Below are 25994 nucleotides of genomic sequence, written 5' to 3'. Positions count from 1 at the left end.
TTTTTTGATACTTCCAGCGCCAGCCGATGATTTTTGTTGCTTAGATTTATAAGGAAGGTAAGAAGAATTCGCCCTTTAATAGATTTACGAAAGTCAAAGACCCACTTTCTAACAAAATAAAAGCTCCTAATCCCATCAAAACAAAAGGCATAATATTATTACCGTAGCGAGCCATAACATCTGCGATCGCTCTGTTATGAGTTAATTTATATGCTGCGTAGCACAAGCATCCAACCAGCAGAAAAAATACTGTTAAAATTATCAGCAAGCTTTCCCCAGTACTACTAGCAAATAAAGGAACATAAATGCTGATGTTATCTGTACCATTGGCAAAGGTCACAGCAGCCACACTGTAAGTTTGGATATTGAGAAATTTGGTTAAAACTGAGTGATGAGACTGCTTTATTTCTGTCTCGTCTGATTCCGAATTGTCTTCTTCCTGTTTAAGTAAAGAACGGATTCCTATAACTATTGGCACTATACCAAATAGACCAATCCAAGGACGTGGTATTATTAAACCACCAAAGAAACTGGGAAGACTAGCAACTATTAGTGCTGTAAAACCTAGATACTGACCAGCAATAATATGCCAACGGCGAAACTTAGCATTTACTTGTGAGAAAAACAGCGTCAGCAGCACCATATCATCAATATTGGTAGCGCTGAAAGCTGCGATCCCGGTGTTAATTGCAGTGACTAAACCACTCATATCAATTTTGGATTTTAGATTTTGGAAATTAGAGAAAATCAACAAAAATTAAGGAATTTTTCTGTCGCTGAATCTAGCGTGAATTTCTTCAATTCCTTGACGCATACCCGCAACTAAGTTAGGAGAACGAAGCTTTTTGATGTTGAACCATCCACAAGTGACAACTAGGTAGAGCAAGAATAGGTAGGGAAACAGATCGTAAGGAGCTTCGGGAACTGGGAAAAGCGTACTACCAGGAATTCCAACACTTCCTAAAATTGGAATAATCATGAATCCAACTGCCAAAACTGCAAACACTACATCTCGCAAACGCAGTTGTCTAATTTTGTATAGGTAAACTGGTGCTGCAATAGATATCAAAATGTACACTGTTAAAAATCCATAGCTACATATTGCGCCCAAATAACCCATACTCTCGAACAGTTTGATATGACATAGAGACATGAAAGCAGGCACAAGAAATGTAATTAACGAACACATCGTGACTGCAACATGGGGTGTTTTATTGGATGAATGTGCTGTACCTAAAGAGGAATGAAACAAACCATGACGCGCCATTAAAAAGAACACTCTAGCAGCAGGATTAATACTGCCAAGAATGCAAGCAAAGAAGCTAAGTAAAGCACCTAAAGCAACTAATTCTCCTAAAAAACCAACTCCGGCTTGTTGTGATAAAAAACCCAGTGGCTCTTCAGTTTTGGTAATTGAAACTCCTGTACCGCTAAACCCTAATACCTCTATATAAGTAGTTGCAATGTAAAACAAACCTGCCAGAATTACGCTACCCTTTACAGCTTTAGGAATGGTTCGCAAAGGGTGTTTTGCTTCATCACCTAGCGATGTTGCACTTTCAAAGCCAGAAAAAGCAAACATTACTAAGACAAGGCCTGTGGCCACGCTACCTGGTGTTGTACCAGATAAAGTCAATTGGGAAATATCCAGCACAAAACCTTTGTGTGCCCAAATGATGATGCACAAAATAGCGATCAAAAAAATGGATACTCCTTCCATTAATAGCATCGCTACTGCGGAAATTTGAATATCTTTATAAGCTGCATACCAGGAAATGCCAGCACCAATCGCTAACAGCGTAATACTAGACGGATGAATACCTAAATGACCGAAGAACATGCCGCTGAAGTTAGCAAAACCGCAGAGTACTGACATGCCAGTTAATAAATAAGCTAAGACCAAACTCCAGCCGCAAATTACACCAGCCATCGGACCGATTCCTTTACTGATATAAGAATAGAGTGAACCGGGAGAGGCGGAACGACTAGCAAATTGGTTGATATTAATGCTGACAAATAATAGCCCGATCAATCCAATTAGAAAACTTAACCAAGTTCCAGTACCTGCGAGTGCAACTATCAAACCAATGTTAGATGCTGGGATTGTTGTGGGTGCAATTACAGCAAAAGATTGCGCTAAAACTTCTGTGAAGGAAAGACACTCTGGCTTTAAGCCATGAACACTGTGATGCGATGAGATTTCCTTTTTCATGTTGCTGCTTTTGAGAGGGAATAGTACATATATCGAGAGGATTATGGGTGTTTATGATGTTGCTTTAAATCACAATATCCCTATTCAGATATCCCAAAAGTTTGAGCATAGACTTCGATATATATCTCAACTAAACAATCTCTATCATTAGTTCTATTTCTTACGATAGATGCCATCCTACCTCATGTATTTTCTACAATCAAGTATTAGTAAAAAATAATTTTTAAACTTTATTTAAAGCTTATTTATTCACAGTAAGTTTATCGAGATAGTGTATTTGAATTTATGAGAAATAAATTGATAATTAATACATTGAATAACAAGATAAAAATAATACCCGATAAGATCGTAGGAATTGGGTAAATTTAATTAAATTAAATGCTGGGATCAAATCTATGTAGGATTTAAGCTGATAACCAGCACAATATCTACCTAAATTTAAAAAGTATAAAACTCAATTACTAGGCTAATGTTGCCAAGTTTGAATTTAAGTGGTAGGTTAAAATTAATAGTTATTCTGAAAAATACTGAGTTTTTGTAGAAGAATTTTTCAGAAAGATTAAAAATTATTTTTGTTACAAAATTGACAATTTATTTAGATACACATAAACTGCAATTTGTAAAAAGTAGGACATACAATATGAAAACCTGCAAATATATATTGTTGGTAGTGCTGTTTATAGCCAATCTAGTTTTTGCTCAACCTTCATTTGCCGATCGCCCGAAATTTACGAAAAACCCTGATTATGTAGCCCTAACTGAAGAGATTAATAAGCTGCAAGCTGCCAAAGAAACACAAGCTCAATTAGAGGGCTATACACCAGAGCAAATTGAGCAAGCAATCAATGAGTTAGAGTTGCAAAAATATGCTTTTGAGTCGGGAATTGACTGGGGGCAGTGTACTAATCAAACAGGTAAGACTTTAGCTGTCTACGGGCCAGAACCAAATCTAGATGATGATGACTACTCCCAAGGAGCTGCACTGTATTTTTTGGGTAATGGTCAGACAACTCGAGATAGATGGAATTGTAAGGGTATTTATCTGCCGAGTGATTTGACAGCTGCGGCTTTGAACCAAGAGGGACAAAGTGCAGAAGTGGCAGGTGGTGTTGCAATTAAGGTTCCAAATGGAACTAACTTAGCTCTGAAGGCAAATCCAGATACTGGGGCAATTGAATTTAATCAAGCTGGTACTAAAATTCTCAAATCTGGTGAAGTAGACTGGTTTATCCCTAATGTGTCGCAGGCAATTGTGGATGCACGAGTAACTAATGCGCCTACCAAAAAGGCTTAAATCTAGATAAATTAAGAACCACAGATGCACACAGATAAACACCGATACTTATCTGTGTTCATCTGTGTTTATCTGTGGTTTGATATCCATAACACCTGCACTGTGTTCACAACAGGTAGAGGATAGGTTTAATCTTTTGCTAAAAGCTGTTTTTCTTCTGGTAATAAAGAAGTTTCATCTACAGTTTCATCGGCAATTATCGGGTTGGCTAAATTCAAATGGGGTTTGATAATTAGACTCACTCCAATGGCCCAGGCGATCGCAACCATCCAACCTGCTAGAATATCGCTAGGGAAGTGAACTCCCAAGTACAGCCTTGTCCAAGCAATAGCCAAGAGATATAAACTACCGAAAAGAAGAATCAACCAACGCCAAGGATAACCTCTGCTCAAAATTAGCAGAACTATTACTAGCGTCATACTTGTCATTGCATGACCGCTGGGAAATGCATAATCAAATTCAGGCGCACCAGATACCCACAGTTGCGGACGCACTCGGTGCATGAGTTCCTTAGCGGTGCGGTTGATGATCACACTTCCCAATGCTGTGGTGAGCAGATAAGTTAGCGATCGCCACCACCGTCTTTGCCATAATATGATGGCGATCGCAGTGAAAATCGGTAAGGCAGTCCAAAACGAGCCAAACTTCGTTAGGATCACCGCCACCATATCTAATTGTGGCAATGCTTGAGAGTGGATTGACAACAGAATCGGCACATCCCAAGGAAAGCCACCTGCATTCTGCCATACTTTGACTGCCAAAATTTCAAAGAACTGAAAAGGTAAATAAACTCCTATTAATAGGATCAATAAAGAACGCCAATGGGCAATAAGTAGGTTTTTGAGAAAACTCAGCGGCGAACGGCGCTCATTAGTCGCTTGTTTCACAGTTTGCATGATTTTGTATTGGTTTAATTCCACAATAAATATTAATCTCAGGTCAGTCCTCTAATTAAGGACTGAATTTAGTCACAAAGGCAGGGAATAGGTAACAGGGAACAAGATAACTAGAAGAGTAGGTCGGTTTTTCAGAAATCAAACAATAATCTTAATAGATATACAAATTATGAATAATTGGTTTCAAATAGCGCGGTTGGGGATGTTTACTCATTGGGGACATAGTTCTCAACAAGGGTGGGAGTTATCCTGTATTCTCATCAGCGATCGCTTACCAAATTGTGGAGACTTTGAAACTCCTGAGCAGTTTATTCCCCATCAACCGCCTGCTCATCCTTGGCAAACTTGTTTGACTATCAATGAAAGTTGGGGATATAACTCAAGCGATTGTAACTTCAAAACCTCTCGTCAGCTAATTCATACATAGCAGGCGATCGCTCTTGTATGTCTTAGCACCACCTAAATTTCTGGGAACTGGGAAGGCACGCACTGAGGTGGGTAATTTTTATAGCAGCAATAATTAGAGAATCCCTTTTAATGGCATGTATTATCCAAAATTTTTGTGATTTATAACACGAGTACCCTAGACTTTAAATCAACTTTACGATTAAAATACGGTAAGCCAGTCGGTTTTCCGTGTTTACATGTAAAACTACAAAAAATCAATCGGCAGTTAAACCTAGCAGGACAAGCGATCAATAAGCAGTTATCACGGTTTGCTTAATAGCGATGCCAGCATCCATGCTCAAACAACTCCTAAATGTTTTTTGTGGACTGGAGATTAACTCGACCAAAGCTTGAGTTTGGATAACCTTTGTGTTACCTATCCCTTGAGCAGTACCATAACCGACCGAGCTTAGTCTACCACTAGGCTAAATTTCGCCTGCTTAAGTCCTAGCTGACTTCATTACACTTGAAACCTCGTTTCTGGATAGGAGTATGCACTATTTATTACTACCACTATTTAGCTTCTTTGTTGGCATTATTGTTGGGTTAACAGGGATTGGTGGAGCTTCGCTAATCACTCCCATGTTGATTTTTGTCTTTCAGGTTCCCCCTTCCATTGCTGTAAGTTCTGATGTGGTAGCTGCAACATTGATGAAGGTTGTTGGTAGTGCCAAGCACTGGCAGCAGAAAACCCTTGATGTGGAAGTTGTAAAATGGCTGGCACTGGGAAGCGTTCCTGGTTCGCTGTTTGGGGTAGGAATTTTGCACTTTCTCCGGCGCACAGGCGAGTATCATCTAGATAACATGATGCTGCGGATGCTAGGAGTGATGATTCTCCTAGTGACAGTGTTAGCACTAGTACAATTGCTGTTGTTGACTTTTTTCCCCAAGTTCAATTTACCCGAACTGCCAAAGTTAGATTTAAAAACCAACTTGGGTCGTTTTCTGACAATCCTCATAGGCGCAGTTTTGGGCTGCTTGGTAGGGCTTACTAGTGTTTCTTCAGGCTCAATGTTTGCTTTGGTAATGATTGCCTTTTTCCGTCTTGATGCGCGGAAATTAGTAGGTACAGATATTTCCCAGGCAGCGATTTTATTGCTATTTACTTCCCTAGGACATCTCACCCTAGGAACAGTAAATTGGAGTTTGGTATTACCAATATGGATAGGCTCAATTCCAGGTGTGTTACTAGGTGCGAAAATCTGCCAAATTGCCCCTCAACGTCCACTACGGTTTATTGTTTATGCGATTTTGATGATGGTAAGTTGGAAGTTAGTTTATCAAGTATGAAATGAAGTTTAAGCTAGTGGCAGAAGGCAGAAGAAATATGAATTGCTAATTAGCCTTTTACCCACGGTAGTAAGCTGAATGTACCTCTTTCATACATGATCAACAAACCCAAGCCAATCAATACAAAAGGTACTATATGGTGACCGTAGCGGCTTAAAACAGCAGCAATGGCAGCGTGACGACTTAAGTAATAAGCGATCGCACACCAAATCCCTACCATGACAAAAAATACTATTAAAATTACCCCCAAGCTGGCAAGGTTATGACCAGCAAATAAGGGGATATATATACTAATATTGTCGCCACCATTAGCAATTGTTACTGCTGCCACTTTATAGGTTTGGGGATGCAAAATAGTCCAAATAAAAGAGAATATAAAGTTACTAGGTGATGTCTGTGCAAAATTAGTAGATACTGTCTGCACTTCTGTAGTTTCTTGTTGCCAAGATAGTAATTGCTTAAGACCAATTGCAATTGGTAGTATTCCCAATAATCCAATCCATTCTCGTCGTACCACCAAGCCACCAAAGAATCCTGGTAAGCTAGCAAGGATAATTGCTACAAAACCTAGGTACTGACCAATGATGATATGCCGTCGTCTAAAGTTAATATCTACTTGGGTAAAAAATAACAATAGGATAAGTATGTCATCAATATTTGTAGCGACAAAGGCGATAATTCCTTCAGCGAAAGCTGCTCCAAGCTGGCTCATGGTGGATGGTTAGAATGTACAATTTACCACCATACCAAATTAATAAATTCAAAATTCAAAATTGCAGAGTATGTAGAGTGGGCATGGCCCACCCTACAGATACTTAGATTTTTTCACAAATCAAATATGAGCCCTATATGAACGAGTTCATCACTGCAATTAGCACAGGAGTAGCCGCATTCAGTGCTACAAACATTGATGATATTGTTATTTTGCTACTGTTCTTTTCTCAGATTAATACTACCTTCAGCCCTTGGCACATCGTTGCTGGCCAATATTTAGGTTTCACTGCATTGTTAATACTGAGCCTTCCTGGTTTTTTTGGTGGATTAGTTGTACCGCAAAACTGGATTGGATTACTTGGTTTGATTCCTCTTGCAATTGGTCTTAGTAGCCTAGTCAATTGGCAAGCTAATTCATCTGAAGAATTACTACCAGAAATGGAACAATTTGAAGGCTCAGCTGTTGCTAGTTTTATTTCTCCACAAATTTATACTGTGGCATCGCTAACAGTAGCTAATGGTAGCGATAACATTAGCGTGTATGTGCCTTTGTTTGCTAACAACAACTTAGAAAGTTTTGTTGTTATTATTGGCTTATTTTTTCTGCTTTTAGGAGTATGGTGCTACGCCACATATCAGCTAACCCATCAGAAAACCATAGCTAATTTCTTAACTCGCTACGGCAACAAGATTGTGCCTTTCGTACTGATGGGTTTAGGTGCTTTTATTGTATTGAAGAGCGAAGCTTTAAGTTTAATAAAGCTTGCTGGTAGTTGTCTTTGTTTGACAATTCTGTTAAAAAATGATGATGAAAATGTCAAGGAAATAGAAAAAAACTAGGCATCAAACCTTACTTAACCATTCACTTTCCTCTGGATCTCTAAACAAAGAGGTACTGAGGTAGCGTTCGCCAAAGCTAGGTTGCACCATGACAATCAGGCGACCTTCATTTTCTGGTCGCTGTGCTACTACAAGTGCTGCATATAAAGCTGCACCAGCAGAAATACCTGAAAGTAATCCTTCTTCTTTTGCTAAACGACGGCTGTAGGAAATCGCCTGCTCATCTGTAACTTCAATAACCTCATCTACCAAATCTGAGCGGTAAATTGCTGGTACAAATCCAGGGCCAATTCCTTGAATTTTGTGGGGACCTGGTTTACCACCTGCTAATACAGGACTGTTAGTAGGCTCAACTGCGATCGCTTTAAAACTTGGCTTGCGTTGTTTAATGACTTCTGACACGCCTGTAATTGTCCCGCCAGTACCGACTCCGGCGATGAGGATATCTACTTGTCCATCTGTATCAGCCCAAATTTCTTCAGCCGTAGTTAAGGCGTGAACTTTGGGATTGGCAGGGTTACGAAACTGCTGCAACATATAAGCATTGGGCGTTTTGGCGACAATTTGCTCTGCATGGGCGATCGCCCCGCGCATTCCTTCTACGCCAGGTGTTAACTCTAATTGCGCGCCATAGGCTTTCAACATTGCTCGCCGTTCTTGGCTCATCGTATCAGGCATCGTTAGAATAAGATGGTAGCCCTTAGCGGCCGCCACCATTGCCAGAGCAATACCTGTATTACCGGAGGTTGGCTCCACTAAAATGGTTTTTCCCGGCTGAATCCAACCAGCTTTTTCTGCGGTTTCCACCATGCTGACACCAATTCTGTCTTTAACAGAAGAGGCTGGGTTCATGCTTTCTAGCTTCACCACAATCTGAGCAACTGCGCCCGCAGCTTGGGGAATCTTGTTTAATTGAACTAAAGGCGTCCGTCCTACTAACTCTGTGATGTCTTTCGCTATCCGCATCAGGGGTACTCCTGCGTAACTAAATGTAATACATTGGACTCTGCTGTGCGCGAGCCTCTCTTTGCTGGCATAAGTCTTGGAGTGTATAGCTATTTAACACCTCTATCGAGGCTGCATTAGCCTGCTCCCAAACTTCATGAACCAGAGTCTTCTCTAAAGTGCGAGCTTCAGAGCTGTCTTTCTCTTTACGTTCACCTTCCACCACAGTAACAATTTCCAGTAAGGTAATCTGCCACGGCTCACGCACTAAAATAAAACCTCCTTTAGAGCCGCGTTGACTCTGCACCACACCAGCACGCCGCAGGTTGGTCAAAATTTGTTCTAGATAGCGTTCGGGTATGGGTTGCTTGGCAGTAATCTCACTCATGGTCAGAGGAACTTTTTTGCTGTGGTTGCTTGCTAACTCTAAAAGTGCCAGCAGTGCGTATTCGACTTTGGAAGACAGATCCAGGAGAGCGTATGTTTGGCTATTCAAGTCTCTACTCAATATACTACGGTGGGTCGATTGATTTATCGTTATTTATGCGGTTAAAAGTGGAACATGCGATTGCATGTTCACTTCTTATATAAATCTACGTATACCTATCGACTTACCGTAGATTATCTTATAAAATTCTCATAAATAGTTTGAATCTTTTGTAGAAATTATTGGACTCCTGCGTTCTTCAAAATCCAGAGCCTCGCCCATCAACGACAATCTTAATCACCAGATGTATGTTACTAACTGATTTGCGAACAATTTACGAGCGCGACCCAGCAGCTCGTAACTGGCTAGAGATATTGTTTTGTTATCCTGGGCTGCAAGCCTTGCTGTTTCATCGATTAGCACACAGGTTGCATAAAGCGGGGATTCCTTTTCTACCGAGATTTATTTCCCATCTGAGTCGGTTTTTCACTGGGATTGAAATTCACCCAGGAGCAGTGATTGGTAAGGGTGTGTTTATCGATCACGGAATGGGAGTAGTAATTGGCGAGACGGCGATTGTGGGTGACTATGCCTTAATTTATCAAGGTGTTACCCTTGGTGGTACTGGTAAAGAAAGCGGTAAACGCCATCCCACATTAGGTAGCCATGTAGTAGTGGGAGCAGGCGCAAAGGTTTTGGGAAATATTCAAATTGGCGATCGCGTGCGTGTCGGCGCAGGTTCGGTAGTGCTGCGAGATGTACCAAGCGATACTACTGTTGTGGGGATTCCCGGACGGATAACTCGTCAAAACAACGTTAATGGCGATGTTCTAGCTCATGGTAAAGTCCGGGACGTCGAAGCTGAAGCAATTCGCGCTTTGTTTGAACGAGTTAAGGCTTTAGAAAAACACCTGGAACAGTTGCAAACTGAGTCAAGTTTGTCGTCAATCCCAGAAGACAATGGAGTAATAGAAAGTAGTACCTGTGATAGCGATCGCGTAATTGCAGACTTTCTTGATGGTGCGGGAATTTAACGAAGTAGCCAGTATGAATTACGTATACCAGCACGTACAGCAGAATTCAGGAGTAAAACAGTCTTTATGCTTGGGTTTGAGGCTGAGGATCTGTACTTCACTAACTTGAAATTCGCTGTATAAAAACCTTTTTTCTCTGTGTCTTTGTGTCTTAGTAATTTAATATTCCTTAAAATACCAAGGCACAAAGTATTTTCAAGTAAGACTAATTTCTTCCTGCTGTTCTACATTTCTCTTTGTGTTAGATATTGTGGAACAAAGCAGGACTATAGGAATGTTGCTAAAAGTTTCTCTGGAATCTCCGGTATTTATTTTATTAATAATTATTAGTTTTTTATTGGTAACTTTAACAGCTTGGTTATCGCAACGACCTTTGGAGTTAAAACCCTTTGGGTTAGATGATCTTATGCAGTTACTTACGTTACCGTTTTTTATTTCACTTTTATTAGAGCGTTCCTTAGAAGTTTTTATAACTACTTGGCGAGGTCCTACTACAGAACAGCTAGAAATTAGTATTCAACAACAAACAGCTCTAATTTCTGAAAAGCGAAAATTTATCGAAGAACAACAAAGTCAAAATCAAATCTCTTCTTTAGAAGCAAGTCCTATCAAAGTTAATCAGTCAGGTGGAACCACTTTAGAACAGCAACTCATCCAAGATTATAACCAAATTCCTACACAAGCATTTCAGCAATTACAACCGCATATTAATGATTTAAATACCAGAATTAAGAATTTGAATGAAATAGAAAGGCAGCGAGTAAATTATAAGTCTGATACTAGAATAATTGCTTTATGGACATCTCTTTTATGCGGTCTATTAATTAGTGCGATCGGTATTCGCTCTATTGAGCCACTAGTCGTACTTGATGCTAATAATCCCATTCAAATAATTATTTTTCGCTGTTTAGATGCATTGTTAACAGGTGGTTTAATTGCTGGAGGTAGCGAGGGAATACATAAGTTCACCCAAGTATTTACTGACTTTTTAGAAGCTACTTCCAGGCAAGCCAAAGATAGGAAATTATCTTGATTAAGTAATGACAAGACTGCCAAGGAGGGAGCGCATACTTTTCAACTAAGCTGCGATCGCCTTAATGAATAAACCCGACACATAGCATAATTAAGATAGCTCTCTTTAGTCATAAAAACCGAAAAATTTAATTTAATATGGCGTCGTATTCGTCGTGAGTACCGCTCCAGAACCAGTAATAATCATCGCCTTTTTTCAATGCTAAAGCTCTATATCCACCGCTAACACGAGCAGACCAGAGGTTTTTGCCTACTTTTTTGAAGTGTAGTGAAGGATGGATTTGATTATCTTGCCAAAGTTGATAAGCTTTTTGAGCTTGTTCTTTTATATCTTCTGGTAGTTTTGCATAAGCTTCCCAAAAATCACTTGTCGCAAATGACTTCATTAATATCCTTGAGCCTGTTAGCTTCAATGTCTGCTTCTGCTTTAGCAATGAGGCTATCTAATTTGCCTGATTTCAAGTCACCTTCAATTTGCCGATCCCACATATCATTTAAATATTCTTGAAGCCATGTTGCAAGTTGGCGAATATCGTTTTCTGGTAGCTGTCTAATCGCAGCTTCAATCTCTGATAAAGTACCCATATCTGACCTCAAAACTCCTTTTATATTATCGTGCGGTGTTTATAGATTCTTCTTTAAGAAGCGATCGCATACTTTCTCAAAAGCTGCCTGCGATCGCGCTACATTCAACAATGGGATTTGGTATAAGGTTTTGGGAGCTAGAACCGCTAACTACAAACTTAAGTTTATCTTTATCCCAGCACCTGTTTTTGCTCTTGATAACGCTGCTTAAATTGCTGTTGCTGAATTTTATGCTCGACAATTGGGTCAGGATAGCCAACAGCGCGACGTTCCAGAGGTGTGATTTTACCAGTTACTAAATATTCAGTATCTATTGACCGCAATTCTGGCAACCATTGGCGGATGTATTCGGCATCCGGATCGAATTTTTGTGCTTGGCTGGCTGGGTTAAAAATTCGCACTGGTTTGGGGTCCATGCCACTGGAAGCACTCCACTGCCAACCACCATTATTGGCAGATAAATCAGCATCAATCAATCTCTGCATAAAGTATTTTTCTCCTCGTTGAGGACTAATTAATAAGTCTTTAGTGAGGAAGCTGGCAACAATCATTCGGCAACGATTATGCATCCAGCCGCTTTCATTCATTTGACGCATGGCTGCATCGACAATGGGATAACCTGTTCTGCCTTCACACCATGCTTGGAAATGTTCTTCGTTGTTTTCCCAAGGAAAGGTTTTGAAAGTATCGCGGTAAGCACCTTCAGCTAATTCGGGAAAGTTATACATTGCATGTTGATAAAATTCGCGCCATGCTAATTCCTGTTGCCATGTGCGGATATTGGCGGCTGTTTCTTCGCTGCGGCTATTTTCTTCGGCTTCTAGGGTGGCTTGCCAAACGGTACGAATGCCGATGACACCAAATTTTAAAGCTGCACTCAGTTGGGATGTACCATCAACTGCGGGAAAGTTGCGCTGTTCCCGATATTCATTAATGGAAGTTGCGCTAAATCCCTCTAGTCGTTCTTGTGCTGCGGCTTCTCCTGGGGAAAGAATCAAGTCTCCATCCCAGATAAATCCTAAATCTTTGGCTGTTGGTAATGAGATTGCTCCTGTTTGCTTGGCAATTTCCTGTTCATCTGGTGTCAATCCCTCAACATCTTGGAGAGTTTCTACTGGTTTAGCCTTGGTTCTGCTACTCCAATTTTTCCAGAAGGGAGTGTAAACAGTATAAGGGCCATTGCCACCTGTGCGAATTTGTTCTGGTGCGTGCAGAATTTGATCCCAGTTGTGGTCTAGAAACGCAATACCTTTTTCTTTGAGAGCATTAATTATAGTGCGATCGCGTTCTTGGGAGTAAGGTTCTACATCCCAGTTCCAAAAAACAGCTTTGGCATTCAAAGCCGCTGCTAATGCAGGAATTGCTTGTACAGGATTGGCGTGGAGGATTAACAGTTGGCTACCAGCTTGAGCATATCGCTCTTGTAGTGCCTGTAAACAGCCAATCATGTAAGTTGCTCTGACTGGAGCAACATCATCCCGTTCGAGAATATTAGGATCGAGGCAAAATACTCCCACTACTTTGGGACTTTGTTTGCGTGCCGCAGCCAGTCCTGTATTATCAGCAATACGCAAATCGCGGCGATGCCAAAATAAAATTAAGTCAGACATTCCATACACATAATAGTTCGCCCGTACTAGTTTAAAGTCTTATGTACCCGTAAGCATCACTCTAGCGATAAATTTCTGGGCAAAAATTTAAAATTAAGGTTTTTGAATCATATTTTGAGTGCTACTAGTCAGAGACTCTAGCCTTTTCAATAGCACCAAACAGCGTACTACACAAACATAATTGCCGTGTCAGCGAACGAGAATATACAACTCCGGTTTACCTATCGGCATAGTGGCTAATTAATTAAAATTTAAGTATACTTTTGTTAATGGTTAATTAGTGTTTCTGTTATGGCTACTCTATTGCTTGACGACGGTACAATCGAGAGTGATTTAGGCGATATAGTCCGTGAATTAGCTCCTCTTGGCATTCATCTGAAACACTACGATCCAGGAACATCACTGCTTTTCCCTCACTTAGTAGCGCAAGACGTTGTTACAGAATCTGAGAAGCGCTACATTTTAGAACTCCACAATGGCGTCTTTGAATTTCTCCAGCAAGAAACAGGGTATCTCTGGTGTGACTTGCTAAATGTGCATCCTGGTTCCCCGCATATCGAGACCCTAATTGCCACTTACAACCGTTATCATACTCACACTGCTGCTGAACCCATCTACGTTTTGGCAGGAGAGATGATATTTGGCTTTGTGAAACCCGATGGTAGTCAGATACAGCTTTTAGTTCAAGCTCAAGACTATCTCGTTATTCCGGCGGGAGTTGAGCATTGGTGTAGTCCTAATGCATCTTTGAATTTTAAAGCAGTACGCTATTTCATCACCGCAGAAGGTTGGTTGCCTAATTACACAGGGACTCAGCTAAGTGATTCTCTCAATAAGCCGCGCTAATATAACAGTGCTAAATCATATTATGTCCGGTTGAACACTTGTCATTGCGACCGGAGGGAAGCAATCGCAAAGATGTAGGGATTGCGTCGTTCCACTACGTTGCACTCGCGGCGGACACATCGCAACTAATTTAGCAGACATGATATCAGACATGAAAAACAAGATTCCCGACTTTTTAAAAAAGTCGGGAATCTTTGTTCTAACGATTGGTAAATAGTAGTAAAAAACAAGTGCCATTTAATAAAGCAGTAATCACTGCTCCAATAATTACGCCTTTCATCATTGCTAGGCGCTGTTGCCGTCTGAGCCAAATACAAAGGGGAATTACATATAACATTTGCCAAATAAAAAATCCCCAAGCCCCAATAATCCAAATACCTAAATAATTGTAACTACTATACCCAAATATTTGACCATAAATCCAGCCCAACAAAAAGATTATAGCTATTGCTATGATATGCAGCCCGAATAAAAGAAATATCCCTAAAAAAACATTTAAAATTTCATTTCTTTGAGACATTAATTTAGTCCTGTAGATGATACTGATAAATTAATTTCAAGCAGGACGGTTATTCACTAGGTGATATCCAGCACTGCCTTCGCGGTAAAACATATTAAAGGTATCAAATGGGATAATCCTACCATCTGGATGCACAATATGAATGCAGGAGCGCTTGACTGAACGGACATCAAAGTTAAAAGGGTCAAGAAACTGAACAATCATCACTCGAAATATATTAGAGTAGTTAATTCCTTCTGGTACGGCTATCATTGGTAAACAACACAAAAGCTGCTTGAGTGATAAAGCCGCAGAATTTGGTGAATGACTTGTAGAAAATAATTGAAAAATTTGCTGTTTTAGTTCTTCATTTTGCTCATAAAGTACACTGTTAGGCATAATTTTTACAAAAACATCTGGATTAATTAAGCCAGTCAAAGGTATTACTTTACCATTTAATTTCAATGCATAAGCCATCGCTAAAGAATCAGGATGGCAGGGAACTGGGAGAATATCTTCAGGTTTAAAATAAGGACTTTGTTCTAAAATTGAGCGACGAACTTCTGTTAAGGTATATCTGTCTCGCTTGGGGTCAAATCCTGCTAATCTTCCGGCTGCTTGTATCGGTTGAAAAGTCACGCCTCGGATACATTTCTGTTGCAAAGCATACTCAATAATTTTTCCAATTTCGTGGTCATTCAGTCCTTTTTTGAGGGTGACAACTAAAGTAGTTGAGATATTATACTCGTTGAGATTGGCAATTGCTTTTTCGCGCACAGTTCGTAAATCTGCACCGCGTAACTCTTTTAAAGCGTCGGCTTCAAAGCTATCAAATTGCAAATATATTTCAATTCCTGGCATATATTGGCTCAAGCGATCGCAGAATGATTTATCCTTAGCAATCATCACGCCATTGGTATTGATCATTAAATGCTTAATCGGCTTGCTTTTGAGAATATCCAAAATTTGAAAAAAATCAGGATGAATAGTTGGTTCACCACCGCTTAATTGAACTATCTGCGGTTCTCCTTCATTTGCTACTACCGCATCAATCATCTGTTCAATTTGCGCTAAACTGCGATGCAGTCGTGGTTGCTGAGATAATTGGGAAACTTCTTCTGCACCAGAATCGGCGTAACAAATTGGACAGGAAAGATTGCACCGATCTGTAACTTCGATTAATGTTAAACAACTATGTTGTTCATGATCGGGACAAAGCCCACAATCATAAGGACAGCCATATTTTATCGGAGTATTAAACTTGAGGGGCATATCCCCCGGTTTAATAAATTCTAAAGACTTTTTATAATATTCAATATCATCAGCTATTAAAACTTCTTCTTGTCCATGAGTGGGACAATGCTTAACTAAGTAAACACAATCATCTTGAAAAATGATTTTGGCTTCTACCTTAACTAAACATTTTGAACAAACACTATTAGTTAAGGCGTAAAATAGATAATTGCGAGTAGGCATGGTAATTTTTAAATAAGGCAGAGGGTACAAGGTAGAAGCCATTTATGTAGGATGGGCACTGCCCACCTTACGGTTACTGAAAATTCTAAAGATGTCCGTTAAGTCTAATTTAAAATCAATTTTTGAATTGCAAGATTTGGGAAATACTGCGGCGGTAATACAAAATAGTTAATAGGCAAGCAACTTGAATGGCAGTCAACCCTAAGAAAGGATGAAAATCCGGTTTAATGAAATCTACCAGAAAACGAAACCCGAAATAAGAAACTAAATAAAATTTAAATAAATCGCCATTTTGATATTTATAGCGGCTGCGAAAGTGCAAAAATAGTATTAGTAATACTAAAAAGAAAATTTCATATAATTGTGTGGGATGACGGTGAATACCATCGCCAAAATCTATTCCCCAAGGTAATTTTGTGGCAATTCCGTAAGTGCGATCGCTCAACCCTGTAAGAAAGCAACCAATCCTGCCAATTGCTGTGCCTACAATTAAAGGATATACAAATACATCGCCAGTAGACTGATGAATACCAAGAATTTTTTTGGTAGTTTCCACACCAATCAGTCCACCTAGAAGTGCACCTACCACTGTTTTTCCTTGCATTAATAGTAATAATAATTGCTGTTGATTTTGCCAGATTAAATCAAGATGTTGCAGCCAAACCAAAATTTTGGCACCAATTAAAGCACCTACCATACCACCAACTATTACAGAACTGCGTTGGCTAGGTGCAATAGAATCTTTGCGGACACGAAGTAATAATAAACGAAAGGCAGTGGCATAAGCCAAAGACTCAAACAAAATATGAGGATGAATTCGTAAGGAACCTAACTCGATATAAACAGGGAAAGTCACAAGATGCTTGGCTCCATTTATAAATGCTCGCTGATGAAATGATTCCCATGCATCAAGCATAGGTGATTGTAGGGGCAAAATATAAGCTAACCCGCCTTTAAGTTGCAGAATCCTTAGCCTCAGAAAGACGCGGCGACGCGGAGAAAGGAAGACGCGGAGATGCAATTTTAATGATTATTAGCTTATTTGTGCCCTTACGCTTGTGGTTTACTCAAGTGAAAAATGCCGCAAAGTGTACCAGTCGTCATATTATCACTCAATTTCCTCACAACGGATTAATAATGTTTCCATCGCTTCTGCTAAAGAAATTAAGTCTATCCAAGAGGAACCACTGACTAAATTTTGCGCGTGCGCCAATCGGTTGCGTAGCTGTTCGGCAGACTTGAGAAAACGCTCTCCAAATCGCTTTGATTTTAGTCCAAGTTGCTCAAGAAGTTCTGGTTGATTTAAAACTAACTCTCGTTTATCGCAAAATTGCAGATAATCTAACAAATCTGTGGCTTCGTTTCTTTCTTGGCTTTCTTGCCATAGTCGTTGAGCAACTCGTAAACGTTCTGGTTTGAGAACTTTCTGCCAGGAATCTTGAGGATAGTAAAGCCGCACCAGCCGCAGCAGATTCATCTCTAGCAACGTTACTAAACCAAACAGCAGCATTCGTGCAGGTGCTTTTTGCAAATCGCCACAGGTAATAATTCCTGTTACTTGATTGCAGTCAAGCACAAATAATCGGGGAGTTTGTTGCAGAATTGGTAGCAATTTCATCAGTGGAGTGGAAATAGCGATAAGTTCTTTAGGATGAAACACTCGCTGATAATTACTGCACTTACCTGATGTGGCTTTCATTAAGCTGATGCGTTCTACATAACCGCTAATACTATCTTCCGACTCCACACCAACCACATCAAAATCCCGTGCTTGCATCCAATGCAGCACCTCTGTTACTTCTGCTTCACCTGAAACTGCTTTGAGGGGTTCTGCTACGTATTCAATCGTGATGTTGTTCTCAAACAAACTCCGCAAATCTTGAGAACGCGATTTAAGGTGTTTCATCTGCGTTTATTTGTAAGTCATCCGCAGCACAAGTATTTCATGACAACCTACATCGTATCAGTTGCTCTCAGGCTAAAAGCCTAAAGCTAAATAAACTAAGCCAGCCTGTGCAGACTGTTTAGCTAAAAAATGTTTTTGTTAGGTTGGGATTTTTCGTTTTAACCTGTTGCTTCCAAAATAAGATGTACCCCATAACCATAAATATACTTCAAGCGCCCAGACTTTTTGAGCCTGAGCGCTTGAATATTAGGTTGCAGAGAAACTTCTGCTGGTTATTGAAGTTAAGCAGGCATCATTTGCATAGAACGGCAAGATTCTGCACACTTACGGCAAGCTGCGGCGCATTCCATCATTTTAGAATCGTCGCTCATTTGTTCACAAGCCATTGCACAGCGATCGCACATTTCTGCACATAGCATACAAGTGCGTCCCATGAATTCGGAACCACTCATCATCATGTTCATGCACATCATGCACATTTCAGCGCAGTCGCGCATCATGCCCATCATGCTCATCATGTTCATGTCCATCTGTTTGCCTTTAGACATGGACATACAGTGGGTCATGGTTTCCATGCACATTTTATGACATTCCATGCAAGCGTCCATGCAAGTTTGCATTTCAGTTGTCATGGATTCGTTCATCATCATCATCATCATAGGAAAACCTCCTAACTTGCTGATGCATTGTGAGTCGTCCTTGAGAGGACTTAATTATCACGTTAGACTTATATTTTTTAAGAGTCAATAGGGTTTTTATATAGAGTTTTATAAGTTACCTATCCCGATATGTTTACCGCTAATTTCTATTAATTCCACATAAATTAGTGATATTTATAGTCAGATGTTGCTGAGAATTATTGTAGATAGAGGGATGGAAACTCCCATAAAAAAGTGGTGTTTAGTCAAAGAAGTAAATTTCTAAATGTAGGATCAACAATTAGGATTACTTTGGTGAGAGATTAATGTCAGATTTTTTTAACAAATGGCATATAAATATTTGTAAATTTATCTAGGTCATGCCGACTATATCCGGGTTTTGGTAGGCGATGCTCGCCCTACTGAGGACTAATATCATGTCCGTTCAAATGCCCGTCATTGCGTTCGCCCTACAGCCCTTCGGGCATCCTACGGCAGGCGTTCTCGAAGGGTACGAAGTGAAGCAATCGCAGAGTCCTTGTGATTGCTTCACTGCGAGAACGCCTTCGGCGAACGCTCCACTTCGTTCCGCTCGCAATGACATATTAAGGGTAATTTGCCGGACATCATATAACCTTCAATTCCCAATCGCTCTTTTCCGTAAGCGTGGCTGAGTCATTTGTATAATCACTGAAATGGGCAGTAGTATCAAGCTGATTCGGGTGATTTGTCATGAAACTGGATTTAAAGAAGTTTTTTCAGGCGTCCAACCCCAGCAAGACTTTGGTTGTCAGCAAAGCAGAGGATCGGCAGTATTATATTGATTTTTCTAAAGTGCGGGGTGCGAAGATTATTGAGGAATTAGGGCGAACTATCACCCGCCTTTCACCAGAGGAGCCAACCTGCCAATTATTTACGGGACATATCGGTTGTGGCAAGTCTACCGAATTACTGCGATTAAAGGCAGAGTTAGAACAGCAGGGATTTCATGTAGTTTATTTTGAGTCTAGCCACAGCCTGGATATGGCAGATGTTGATGTTACAGATATTTTATTAGCTATAGCTCGTGAGGTAAGTCAAAGTCTGGAAGCAATAAAAATTAATATCAAACCAGGTTATTTCCAAAATTTATTTAAGGAAATCACCGATTTATTACTTACACCGATGGAACTTTCGGAAGTTGAACTATCGGCGGGGATTGCTAAGATTACTGCTAAAACTAAAGATAGCCCAAAGCTTCGTAGTCAGTTGCGCCAATATCTAGAACCGCGCACTAATGGAATTTTAGAAGCAATTAATAAAGAATTACTCCAGCCTGCTAGAGACAAGCTGAAGGAGAAAGGTAAAGCCGGATTGGTGGTAATTGTCGATAATCTTGACCGAGTTGATAATTCTTTGAAGCCTTCGGGTTATTACCAGCCAGAATATTTGTTTGTCGAACGCGGTGAACAGTTAAACCAGCTAAATTGTCATGTTATTTATACAATTCCCCTAGTTTTAGTATTTTCTAACGCTTTGGGCAGGTTAACCAATCGCTTTGGCGTAGACCCAAAAGTTTTACCGATGGTTCCGGTGCAGTTACGAGATAGTTCTGATGCTCAACAGGGAATTACGTTATTGCAAAAGATGATTATGGTTAGGGCTTTTCCTGGGGTAAGTTGGGAACAAAGCCAAAATTTAATTACTCAGGTTTTTGACAGTCCAGATACATTAGAACGAATTTGCCGAGTTAGCGGTGGACATCTGCGTAACTTGTTGATGCTGTTGTTTCGTTGTTTGCAAAGAGAAGATCCACCGCTTTCGCATGATTGCGTAGAAAGCGTAATTAAACAACGCCGCAATGAGCTAACTTTAGGGATTACACCTGATGAATGGCAATCATTGCGTGAGGTAGCGCAAGATAAAAGCTTTAGAGGACATGAAAAATACGAACTTTTGCTTCGCAGTATGTTTGTATTTGAATATCGGGATGAGGATGGTTCTTGGTTTGATATCAATCCAATTTTGATAGAGGCGAAAGAATTTCGGTTATGAATGATGCATCACAAACTCTGCTGCTTAGATCCCCGACTTCTTCAAGAAGTCGGGGATCTAAATCACAAATGTAGGCAATGCCCATCCTACTAAATAAATCATTATGTTATGAGTCATGAAGAAATAGAAAATTTAGACGTTGATAACGAAAGATCATTACAAACTCTGGTAAGAGCGATTACCTTTTCTGAAGGTGAATTTTCGCTGATTTTACTGCGCTGTAATTATGATGATTTGCGTCAGCGCATAGTGCAACGCCTCCACCAATTATCTCCGGTGAAAATCCGCGAAATTACTTTACCTGCATCGGTGAGAACGCTTTACACAGCTATTAAAGAACAACTGGGAGATGAACAACCACCAGCATTAATGGTTTTTGGTTTGGAATCGGTTAAAGATATTGATACGGTTCTGACTGCGGCTAACCAAGTTAGGGAAGAGTTTAGAAAAAACTTTCCTTTTCCTATATTGTTGTGGATTAATGACCAAGTTCTGCAAAAGATGATTCGCTTGGCAGCAGATTTGGATAATTGGGCGACGACGATTACTTTTAATAATACTAGTAATAATTTAATAGAGTTTCTGCGGCAAAAAACTGATGAGATATTTGCTGGTGATGTTATCCCCAATCCGCAAATTTGTTGGGAATTAACAATTGCTCATCAGGATTTACAAAGTCGCCAGCAAGTTTTAGACTCAGCAATTCAAGCAAGTCTCGAATTTGTACTTGGTTTGCATGATTATTTACACGATCGCATAGATTCGGCTTTAGCACAGTATCAGCAAAGTTTGAATTTTTGGCGACAAAGTAATGATGTAGAACGGCAAGGTATATTATTAGCGCATATCGCTTTAGCATATCAACGCAAGGCTAGTATTAATTCGGTAGAAAATCAAGGCTATTGGCAAGCAGCGAGAAATTATTTTCAGCAAGCTATTGAGATTTTTGAAGAAGCAGAAAAGCCAGATTTAATTGCTCAATATATTAGTAAATTGGGTGAAGTGCTGCGCAGCTTACAAGCATGGAGCGATCTACAAAGCCTTGCGGAACAATCTTTAATACTGCATCAAGATTATGGTACACCGCGACAGCTAGCTGAAGATTACGGTTTTTTGGCACAGGTAGCGCTACAGCAGTCACGATGGGAAGAGGCGCAGCAATTTGCAGAACAAGCGCTGGAAGTATTAAATATAGCGATTTCCGTGGGGATGCAGTACGCTTTTACCCCACCCCTTAATCCCCTCCCCGCCTGCGGGGAGGGGAGACAAAGCGCCGCTTTGGCGGGGTGGGGTTCATCGGGTTTAGTAAGTAATCAACCGGACATGATATTACAAACCCATGAGCATAGTTTTTATCGGGTTTTGTTGGCTCGTGCGCAACGGGGTTTAGGACAAGTAGAAGCAGAAATTAGTAGCTTAGAACAGGCAAAATCAGAAAGTAATCCGCAGTACAACCCGCAATTATATATCTCGATTTTGGAGAGATTGCGTGAACTTTACTTTGAGCAAGCTAGATATTTAGATGCTTTTCATCTCAAGCAAGAGCGATTACAAACTGAACAGCAATATGGTTTTCGTGCTTTTATTGGTGCATCTTATCTTAACCCGCAGCGACAGGCAATTAACCCTGCACAGGTACAAACAGAAAATACAGAAACAATTGCTCAAGAAATTGCAGTTTCTAGCCGAGTACAGGATGTTAGGCGGTTACGCGAAAGAGTTAGCGGGACTGAACATAAATTAACTGTAATTCATGGACAGTCGGGAGTAGGGAAAAGTTCTATTTTGCAGGGGGGATTAATACCAGCGTTGCAACAGCAAGCAATTGGTGAGCGAGATGCTTTACCTATTCTGTTGCGAAGTTATACAGATTGGGTGGGGATATTGGGAAGGAGGTTAGTAGAAAGTGTTGAGAGGTTGCGGGGAATATATCTAACTTCAGCGGCAGATATATTAGCGCAGTTGCGGAACAATGCAGAACGGAATTTGTTAACAGTTTTAATTTTTGACCAATTTGAAGAGTTTTTCTTTGTTTATAAAGACCAAGCGCAAAGGCGACCTTTTTATGAATTTCTGCGCGTCTGCTTAGATATCCTTTTTGTGAAGGTGATTCTATCATTGCGGGAAGATTATTTACATTATTTATTAGAATTAGACCGGATATTTGATTTAAAAGTTATTAATAATAATATTCTCGATAAAAATATTCGTTATTACTTGGGTAATTTTTCACCCGCAGATGCTAAGACAGTAATTCAGAGTTTGACAGAGAAAACACACTTTTATTTAGAGCCTAACCTGATTGATGAATTAGTAATAGATTTGGCGGGTGATATTGGGGAAGTACGCCCGATTGAGTTGCAAATTGTGGGGACGCAATTGCAAACTGAGAAAATTACGACTTTAGCAAAGTATCGTCAGGCGGGAACTAAAGAAAAACTAGTTGAGCGATTTTTAGAGGAAGTAATTAAAGATTGTGGTGCAGGTAATGAACGAACTGCGAGATTAGTTTTATATTTATTAACTGATGAAAATGGGACACGCCCGCTAAAGACTAAAGCTGAGTTAGCCGTAGATTTGGGAGTAGCCGAGGAATTAGATTTGGTGTTGGAGATTTTTGTTAAATCTGGTTTGGTATTGCTGTTACAAGAATCGCCAGCAGAACGTTATCAATTGGTGCATGATTATTTAGTTGATTTGATTCGCCAGCAGCAAGGAAATGATTTATTAGAAGAATTAGCAAGAGAACGTGAGCAACGTTTGCAAGCAGAGGAAAATTTACAACGTGAACAAGCGGCAAAGAAGGTATTAGCCGATGCTAACCGGGAAGCTGAACATAAAATTAAGAAAGGGCGTAATAGATTAGCGATGAGTTCTGGTTTGGCAATAGTTTTATTAGTGGCTGCGGGTTTATCTGCTTTGTATGCATTTAATAAAATTAGGGAAGCAAATATTGCAAATGTAGGAAAGCAAGACTCACTTGCAAAAATGGCAGAAGCGAATACCAATCTAGAAAATGTAAATTTACAAAAGCGACAAACAGAAAAGCGACTGGGAGAAATTCAGAAAAAAGCACAAGACTTAGAAAATAAAAAGAAAGGTTTAGAAACAAACTATCAAGAGGCATTAAAAACTCAAAAAACCGCAGAAGATAAATCAAAATTAGCAGAACAGGTGACGCAACAGGCAGAGCTAAACTTGTTAACTGCTAAAGCAGATTTAGAAAAGGTAAATCAGCAAGCAGGAACATTACAAGAGAAAAACGTCCAAGCAGAAGAGAGAATTAAAACGGCTAACGCAAATGTAAAAGATGCTGAAGATAAAGTAAAACTGGCAGAAACACAACAAAAAGAAGCAGAATTAAAAGCTAGACAAGCTGATGAGATTTTGAAGCAAGCACAAGCAAGCCTGACACAAGCACAAAGCGCAAAAATTGCCGCAGAAGCAGCACAAAAAGAAGCACTACAAGGTACAAACTTAGAACGGGCGGGAGTTAATGCCTTAAGACAATTTGAATATGCCGAGTTAGAATCGCTGATGTCGGCAATGCACAGTGGTAAAGAGTTGAAAAATATTGTTAAAGATGGCCGCCCAATAGAAAAATATCCAGCTTTTAGTCCGATTTATGCTTTGTATACCATCCTTAGCAATATTAAAGAACGTAACCAGTTTCACGGGCATCAGGACGGTGTCTATAGTATGAGTTTCAGCCCTGACGGCAAAACCATCGCCACCACATCTTGGGACAAGACAGCGCGGTTGTGGAACCTACAAGGGCAGCTTTTACAAGAATTCATAGGGCATCAGGACATTGTCACTAGTGTGAGTTTCAGCCCCGACGGTAAAACCATTGCTACCGCCTCATTAGATAAAACAGCGCGGTTGTGGAACCTGCAAGGACAACTTTTACAAGAATTCAAAGGGCATCAGGACAGTCTCACTAGTGTGAGTTTCAGCCCCGATGGCAAAACCATTGCTACCGCATCTTGGGACAAAACAGCGTGGGTGTGGAACCTGAAAGGGCAACTTTTACAAGAATTCACAGGGCATCAGGGCGGTGTCACTAGTGTGAGTTTCAGCCCCGACGGCAAAACCATTGCTACCGCCTCATTAGATAAAACAGCGCGGTTGTGGAACTTGCAAGGACAACTTTTACAAGAATTCAAAGGGCATCAAGGTGGTGTCACTAGTGTGAGGTTCAGCCCTGACGGCAAAACCATCGCCACTGCCTCAGATGACGATACAGCGCGGTTGTGGAACTTGCAAGGGCAACTTTTACAAGAATTCACAGGGCATCAGGGCGGTGTCTTAAGTGTGAGTTTCAGCCCCGACGGCAAAACTATCGCCACCGCATCTCATGACAAAACAGCGCGGTTGTGGAACTTGCAAGGGCAACTTTTACAAGAATTCAAAGGGCATCAGTCCAGTGTTTTCAGTGTGAATTTCAACCCCGACGGCAAAACTATCGCCACCGCATCTCCGGACAAAACAGCACGGTTGTGGAACCTGCAAGGGCAACTTTTACAAGAATTTAAAGGGCATCAGTCCAGTGTCTTAAGTGTAAGTTTCAGTCCCGACGGCAAAACCATCGCCACCGGTTCATCTGACAAAACAGCACGATTATGGAACCTGCAAGGGCAACTTTTACAAGAATTTAAAGGGCATCAGGACAGTGTCTTAAGTGTAAGTTTCAGCCCCGACGGCAAAACCATCGCCACCGGTTCATCTGACAAAACAGCACGGTTATGGAACCTGCAAGGGCAACTTTTACAAGAATTTAAAGGGCATCAGGACAGTGTCTTAAGTGTAAGTTTCAGCCCCGACGGCAAAACCATCGCCACCGGTTCATCTGACAAAACAGCACGGTTATGGAACCTGCAAGGGCAACTTTTACAAGAATTCAAAGGTCATCAGAGCTTCTATAGTGTGAGCTTCAGCCCCGACGGCAAAACCATCGCCACCACCTTTGACAATTCAGCGCGGTTGTGGAATCTGCAAGGTCAACTTTTACAAGAATTCCAAGGACATAAGGCCAATGTCTTAAGTGTGAGTTTCAACCCCGACGGCAAAACTATCGCCACCGCATCTGCTGACAATACGGCACGGTTGTGGAATTTGCAAGGGCAACTTTTACAAGAATTCAAAGGGCATCAGGACAGTGTCTTAAGCCTGAGTTTCAGCCCGGACGGCAAAACTATCGCCACTGCATCTTGGGACAAAACAGCGCGGTTGTGGAACTTGCAAGGGCAACTTTTACAAGAATTCAAAG

Annotated in this window: 23 protein-coding genes; 9 read left to right on the top strand and 14 right to left on the bottom strand. The window is 40.5% G+C overall.

Annotated features, from left to right (window positions below; translation table 11 throughout):
• Positions 1–46 precede the first annotated feature (46 nt).
• Positions 47–709 carry a cadmium resistance transporter gene (locus BV375_RS15600; protein ID WP_086761997.1) on the bottom strand — a complete coding sequence of 221 codons (663 nt, stop codon included), beginning with the start codon at positions 707–709 and terminating at the stop codon, positions 47–49.
• Positions 710–757: 48 nt separating this feature from the next.
• Entirely contained in the window at positions 758–2212 is a 1455-nt protein-coding gene (locus tag BV375_RS15595; protein WP_086761995.1) for an APC family permease, read from the bottom strand.
• Positions 2213–2852: 640 nt separating this feature from the next.
• On the opposite strand from BV375_RS15595, the gene BV375_RS15590 reads away from it, so the two are divergent.
• Entirely contained in the window at positions 2853–3506 is a 654-nt protein-coding gene (locus BV375_RS15590) for a hypothetical protein (protein WP_086761993.1), read from the top strand.
• A gap of 128 nt (positions 3507–3634) precedes the next feature.
• Here BV375_RS15590 and BV375_RS15585 read toward each other — a convergent pair whose 3' ends face one another.
• Positions 3635–4402: a phosphatase PAP2 family protein gene (locus BV375_RS15585; RefSeq protein ID WP_086762144.1), complete on the bottom strand. Its 768-nt coding sequence runs from the start codon at positions 4400–4402 to the stop codon at positions 3635–3637.
• A gap of 169 nt (positions 4403–4571) precedes the next feature.
• On the opposite strand from BV375_RS15585, the gene BV375_RS15580 reads away from it, so the two are divergent.
• Together BV375_RS15580 and BV375_RS15575 are read left to right on the top strand one after the other, a co-directional pair.
• The gene (locus tag BV375_RS15580) at positions 4572–4829 is read left to right on the top strand and encodes an alpha-L-fucosidase (protein WP_243713953.1); all 258 of its coding nucleotides are present in this window, start codon (positions 4572–4574) and stop codon (positions 4827–4829) included.
• A 512-nt stretch (positions 4830–5341) separates the two neighbouring features.
• Complete coding sequence (locus tag BV375_RS15575; RefSeq protein WP_086761991.1) at positions 5342–6139, top strand: sulfite exporter TauE/SafE family protein; 798 nt, start codon at positions 5342–5344, stop codon at positions 6137–6139.
• Between the two features lie 49 nt (positions 6140–6188).
• On the opposite strand, the gene BV375_RS15570 is transcribed toward BV375_RS15575, so the two are convergent.
• The gene (locus BV375_RS15570; RefSeq protein ID WP_086761989.1) at positions 6189–6851 is read right to left on the bottom strand and encodes a cadmium resistance transporter; all 663 of its coding nucleotides are present in this window, start codon (positions 6849–6851) and stop codon (positions 6189–6191) included.
• 137 nt (positions 6852–6988) lie between these two features.
• On the opposite strand from BV375_RS15570, the gene BV375_RS15565 reads away from it, so the two are divergent.
• Positions 6989–7693, top strand: coding sequence for a cadmium resistance transporter (locus BV375_RS15565; protein ID WP_086761987.1), 705 nt, complete (start codon positions 6989–6991; stop codon positions 7691–7693).
• A 3-nt stretch (positions 7694–7696) separates the two neighbouring features.
• On the opposite strand, the gene cysK is transcribed toward BV375_RS15565, so the two are convergent.
• Both cysK and BV375_RS15555 read right to left on the bottom strand, forming a co-directional pair.
• On the bottom strand, positions 7697–8659 hold the full coding sequence (gene cysK / locus BV375_RS15560; protein WP_086761985.1) for a cysteine synthase A: 963 nt from the start codon (positions 8657–8659) through the stop codon (positions 7697–7699).
• Positions 8660–8678: 19 nt separating this feature from the next.
• Positions 8679–9134, bottom strand: coding sequence for an Rrf2 family transcriptional regulator (locus tag BV375_RS15555; RefSeq protein WP_243713952.1), 456 nt, complete (start codon positions 9132–9134; stop codon positions 8679–8681).
• A gap of 239 nt (positions 9135–9373) precedes the next feature.
• Here BV375_RS15555 and cysE point away from each other — a divergent pair, with 239 nt between their 5' ends.
• Positions 9374–10099 carry a serine O-acetyltransferase gene (cysE, locus tag BV375_RS15550; protein WP_086761982.1) on the top strand — a complete coding sequence of 242 codons (726 nt, stop codon included), beginning with the start codon at positions 9374–9376 and terminating at the stop codon, positions 10097–10099.
• Positions 10100–10373: 274 nt separating this feature from the next.
• The gene (locus BV375_RS15545; protein ID WP_086761980.1) at positions 10374–11132 is read left to right on the top strand and encodes a hypothetical protein; all 759 of its coding nucleotides are present in this window, start codon (positions 10374–10376) and stop codon (positions 11130–11132) included.
• 127 nt (positions 11133–11259) lie between these two features.
• On the opposite strand, the gene BV375_RS15540 is transcribed toward BV375_RS15545, so the two are convergent.
• From BV375_RS15540 to BV375_RS15530, 3 genes are all read right to left on the bottom strand, one after another.
• Positions 11260–11517: a hypothetical protein gene (locus tag BV375_RS15540; protein WP_086761978.1), complete on the bottom strand. Its 258-nt coding sequence runs from the start codon at positions 11515–11517 to the stop codon at positions 11260–11262.
• The gene (locus BV375_RS15535; RefSeq protein WP_086761976.1) at positions 11495–11716 is read right to left on the bottom strand and encodes a hypothetical protein; all 222 of its coding nucleotides are present in this window, start codon (positions 11714–11716) and stop codon (positions 11495–11497) included. The genes BV375_RS15540 and BV375_RS15535 overlap by 23 nt, the downstream gene beginning before the upstream one ends.
• A 170-nt stretch (positions 11717–11886) precedes the next feature.
• A complete protein-coding gene (locus BV375_RS15530) occupies positions 11887–13326 on the bottom strand; it encodes a deoxyribodipyrimidine photo-lyase, 8-HDF type (RefSeq protein ID WP_086761974.1) in 1440 nt (479 codons plus the stop codon).
• 291 nt (positions 13327–13617) lie between these two features.
• On the opposite strand from BV375_RS15530, the gene BV375_RS15525 reads away from it, so the two are divergent.
• A complete protein-coding gene (locus BV375_RS15525; RefSeq protein WP_086761972.1) occupies positions 13618–14172 on the top strand; it encodes a cupin domain-containing protein in 555 nt (184 codons plus the stop codon).
• 199 nt (positions 14173–14371) lie between these two features.
• Here BV375_RS15525 and BV375_RS15520 read toward each other — a convergent pair whose 3' ends face one another.
• From BV375_RS15520 to BV375_RS15500, 5 genes are all read right to left on the bottom strand, one after another.
• Positions 14372–14692 (bottom strand): hypothetical protein, encoded by a 321-nt coding sequence (locus tag BV375_RS15520; RefSeq protein WP_086687825.1) that lies wholly within the window; start codon positions 14690–14692, stop codon positions 14372–14374.
• A gap of 36 nt (positions 14693–14728) precedes the next feature.
• A complete protein-coding gene (locus BV375_RS15515) occupies positions 14729–16147 on the bottom strand; it encodes a radical SAM protein (RefSeq protein WP_086762141.1) in 1419 nt (472 codons plus the stop codon).
• A gap of 115 nt (positions 16148–16262) precedes the next feature.
• Complete coding sequence (locus BV375_RS15510) at positions 16263–17003, bottom strand: prolipoprotein diacylglyceryl transferase family protein (protein WP_086762139.1); 741 nt, start codon at positions 17001–17003, stop codon at positions 16263–16265.
• 252 nt (positions 17004–17255) lie between these two features.
• Positions 17256–18053 (bottom strand): hypothetical protein, encoded by a 798-nt coding sequence (locus tag BV375_RS15505; RefSeq protein ID WP_086761970.1) that lies wholly within the window; start codon positions 18051–18053, stop codon positions 17256–17258.
• 281 nt (positions 18054–18334) lie between these two features.
• A complete protein-coding gene (locus BV375_RS15500; protein WP_086762137.1) occupies positions 18335–18709 on the bottom strand; it encodes a four-helix bundle copper-binding protein in 375 nt (124 codons plus the stop codon).
• 714 nt (positions 18710–19423) lie between these two features.
• Between BV375_RS15500 and BV375_RS15495 the strand changes: the two genes are divergently transcribed.
• Together BV375_RS15495 and BV375_RS15490 are read left to right on the top strand one after the other, a co-directional pair.
• A complete protein-coding gene (locus tag BV375_RS15495; RefSeq protein WP_086761968.1) occupies positions 19424–20725 on the top strand; it encodes an ATP-binding protein in 1302 nt (433 codons plus the stop codon).
• Between the two features lie 108 nt (positions 20726–20833).
• Positions 20834–25994 (top strand): hypothetical protein (locus tag BV375_RS15490; protein ID WP_086761966.1); only part of this gene is annotated, 5161 nt, incomplete at its 3' end.

This window comes from Nostoc sp. 106C (assembly GCF_002154725.1).
Taxonomy (GTDB): Bacteria; Cyanobacteriota; Cyanobacteriia; order Cyanobacteriales; family Nostocaceae; genus Aulosira.
This window is presented reverse-complemented; position numbering and strand designations above follow the sequence as displayed.

Coding starts and splice junctions, on each gene's coding strand:
- BV375_RS15600 (WP_086761997.1), bottom strand. CDS start 709: ATGAGTGGTTTAGTCACTGCAATTAACACCGGGATCGCAGCTTTCAGC.
- BV375_RS15595 (WP_086761995.1), bottom strand. CDS start 2,212: ATGAAAAAGGAAATCTCATCGCATCACAGTGTTCATGGCTTAAAGCCA.
- BV375_RS15590 (WP_086761993.1), top strand. CDS start 2,853: ATGAAAACCTGCAAATATATATTGTTGGTAGTGCTGTTTATAGCCAAT.
- BV375_RS15585 (WP_086762144.1), bottom strand. CDS start 4,402: ATGCAAACTGTGAAACAAGCGACTAATGAGCGCCGTTCGCCGCTGAGT.
- BV375_RS15580 (WP_243713953.1), top strand. CDS start 4,572: ATGAATAATTGGTTTCAAATAGCGCGGTTGGGGATGTTTACTCATTGG.
- BV375_RS15575 (WP_086761991.1), top strand. CDS start 5,342: ATGCACTATTTATTACTACCACTATTTAGCTTCTTTGTTGGCATTATT.
- BV375_RS15570 (WP_086761989.1), bottom strand. CDS start 6,851: ATGAGCCAGCTTGGAGCAGCTTTCGCTGAAGGAATTATCGCCTTTGTC.
- BV375_RS15565 (WP_086761987.1), top strand. CDS start 6,989: ATGAACGAGTTCATCACTGCAATTAGCACAGGAGTAGCCGCATTCAGT.
- cysK (WP_086761985.1), bottom strand. CDS start 8,659: ATGCGGATAGCGAAAGACATCACAGAGTTAGTAGGACGGACGCCTTTA.
- cysE (WP_086761982.1), top strand. CDS start 9,374: ATGTTACTAACTGATTTGCGAACAATTTACGAGCGCGACCCAGCAGCT.
- BV375_RS15545 (WP_086761980.1), top strand. CDS start 10,374: ATGTTGCTAAAAGTTTCTCTGGAATCTCCGGTATTTATTTTATTAATA.
- BV375_RS15540 (WP_086761978.1), bottom strand. CDS start 11,517: ATGAAGTCATTTGCGACAAGTGATTTTTGGGAAGCTTATGCAAAACTA.
- BV375_RS15535 (WP_086761976.1), bottom strand. CDS start 11,716: ATGGGTACTTTATCAGAGATTGAAGCTGCGATTAGACAGCTACCAGAA.
- BV375_RS15530 (WP_086761974.1), bottom strand. CDS start 13,326: ATGTCTGACTTAATTTTATTTTGGCATCGCCGCGATTTGCGTATTGCT.
- BV375_RS15525 (WP_086761972.1), top strand. CDS start 13,618: ATGGCTACTCTATTGCTTGACGACGGTACAATCGAGAGTGATTTAGGC.
- BV375_RS15520 (WP_086687825.1), bottom strand. CDS start 14,692: ATGTCTCAAAGAAATGAAATTTTAAATGTTTTTTTAGGGATATTTCTT.
- BV375_RS15515 (WP_086762141.1), bottom strand. CDS start 16,147: ATGCCTACTCGCAATTATCTATTTTACGCCTTAACTAATAGTGTTTGT.
- BV375_RS15505 (WP_086761970.1), bottom strand. CDS start 18,053: ATGAAACACCTTAAATCGCGTTCTCAAGATTTGCGGAGTTTGTTTGAG.
- BV375_RS15500 (WP_086762137.1), bottom strand. CDS start 18,709: ATGATGATGATGATGAACGAATCCATGACAACTGAAATGCAAACTTGC.
- BV375_RS15495 (WP_086761968.1), top strand. CDS start 19,424: ATGAAACTGGATTTAAAGAAGTTTTTTCAGGCGTCCAACCCCAGCAAG.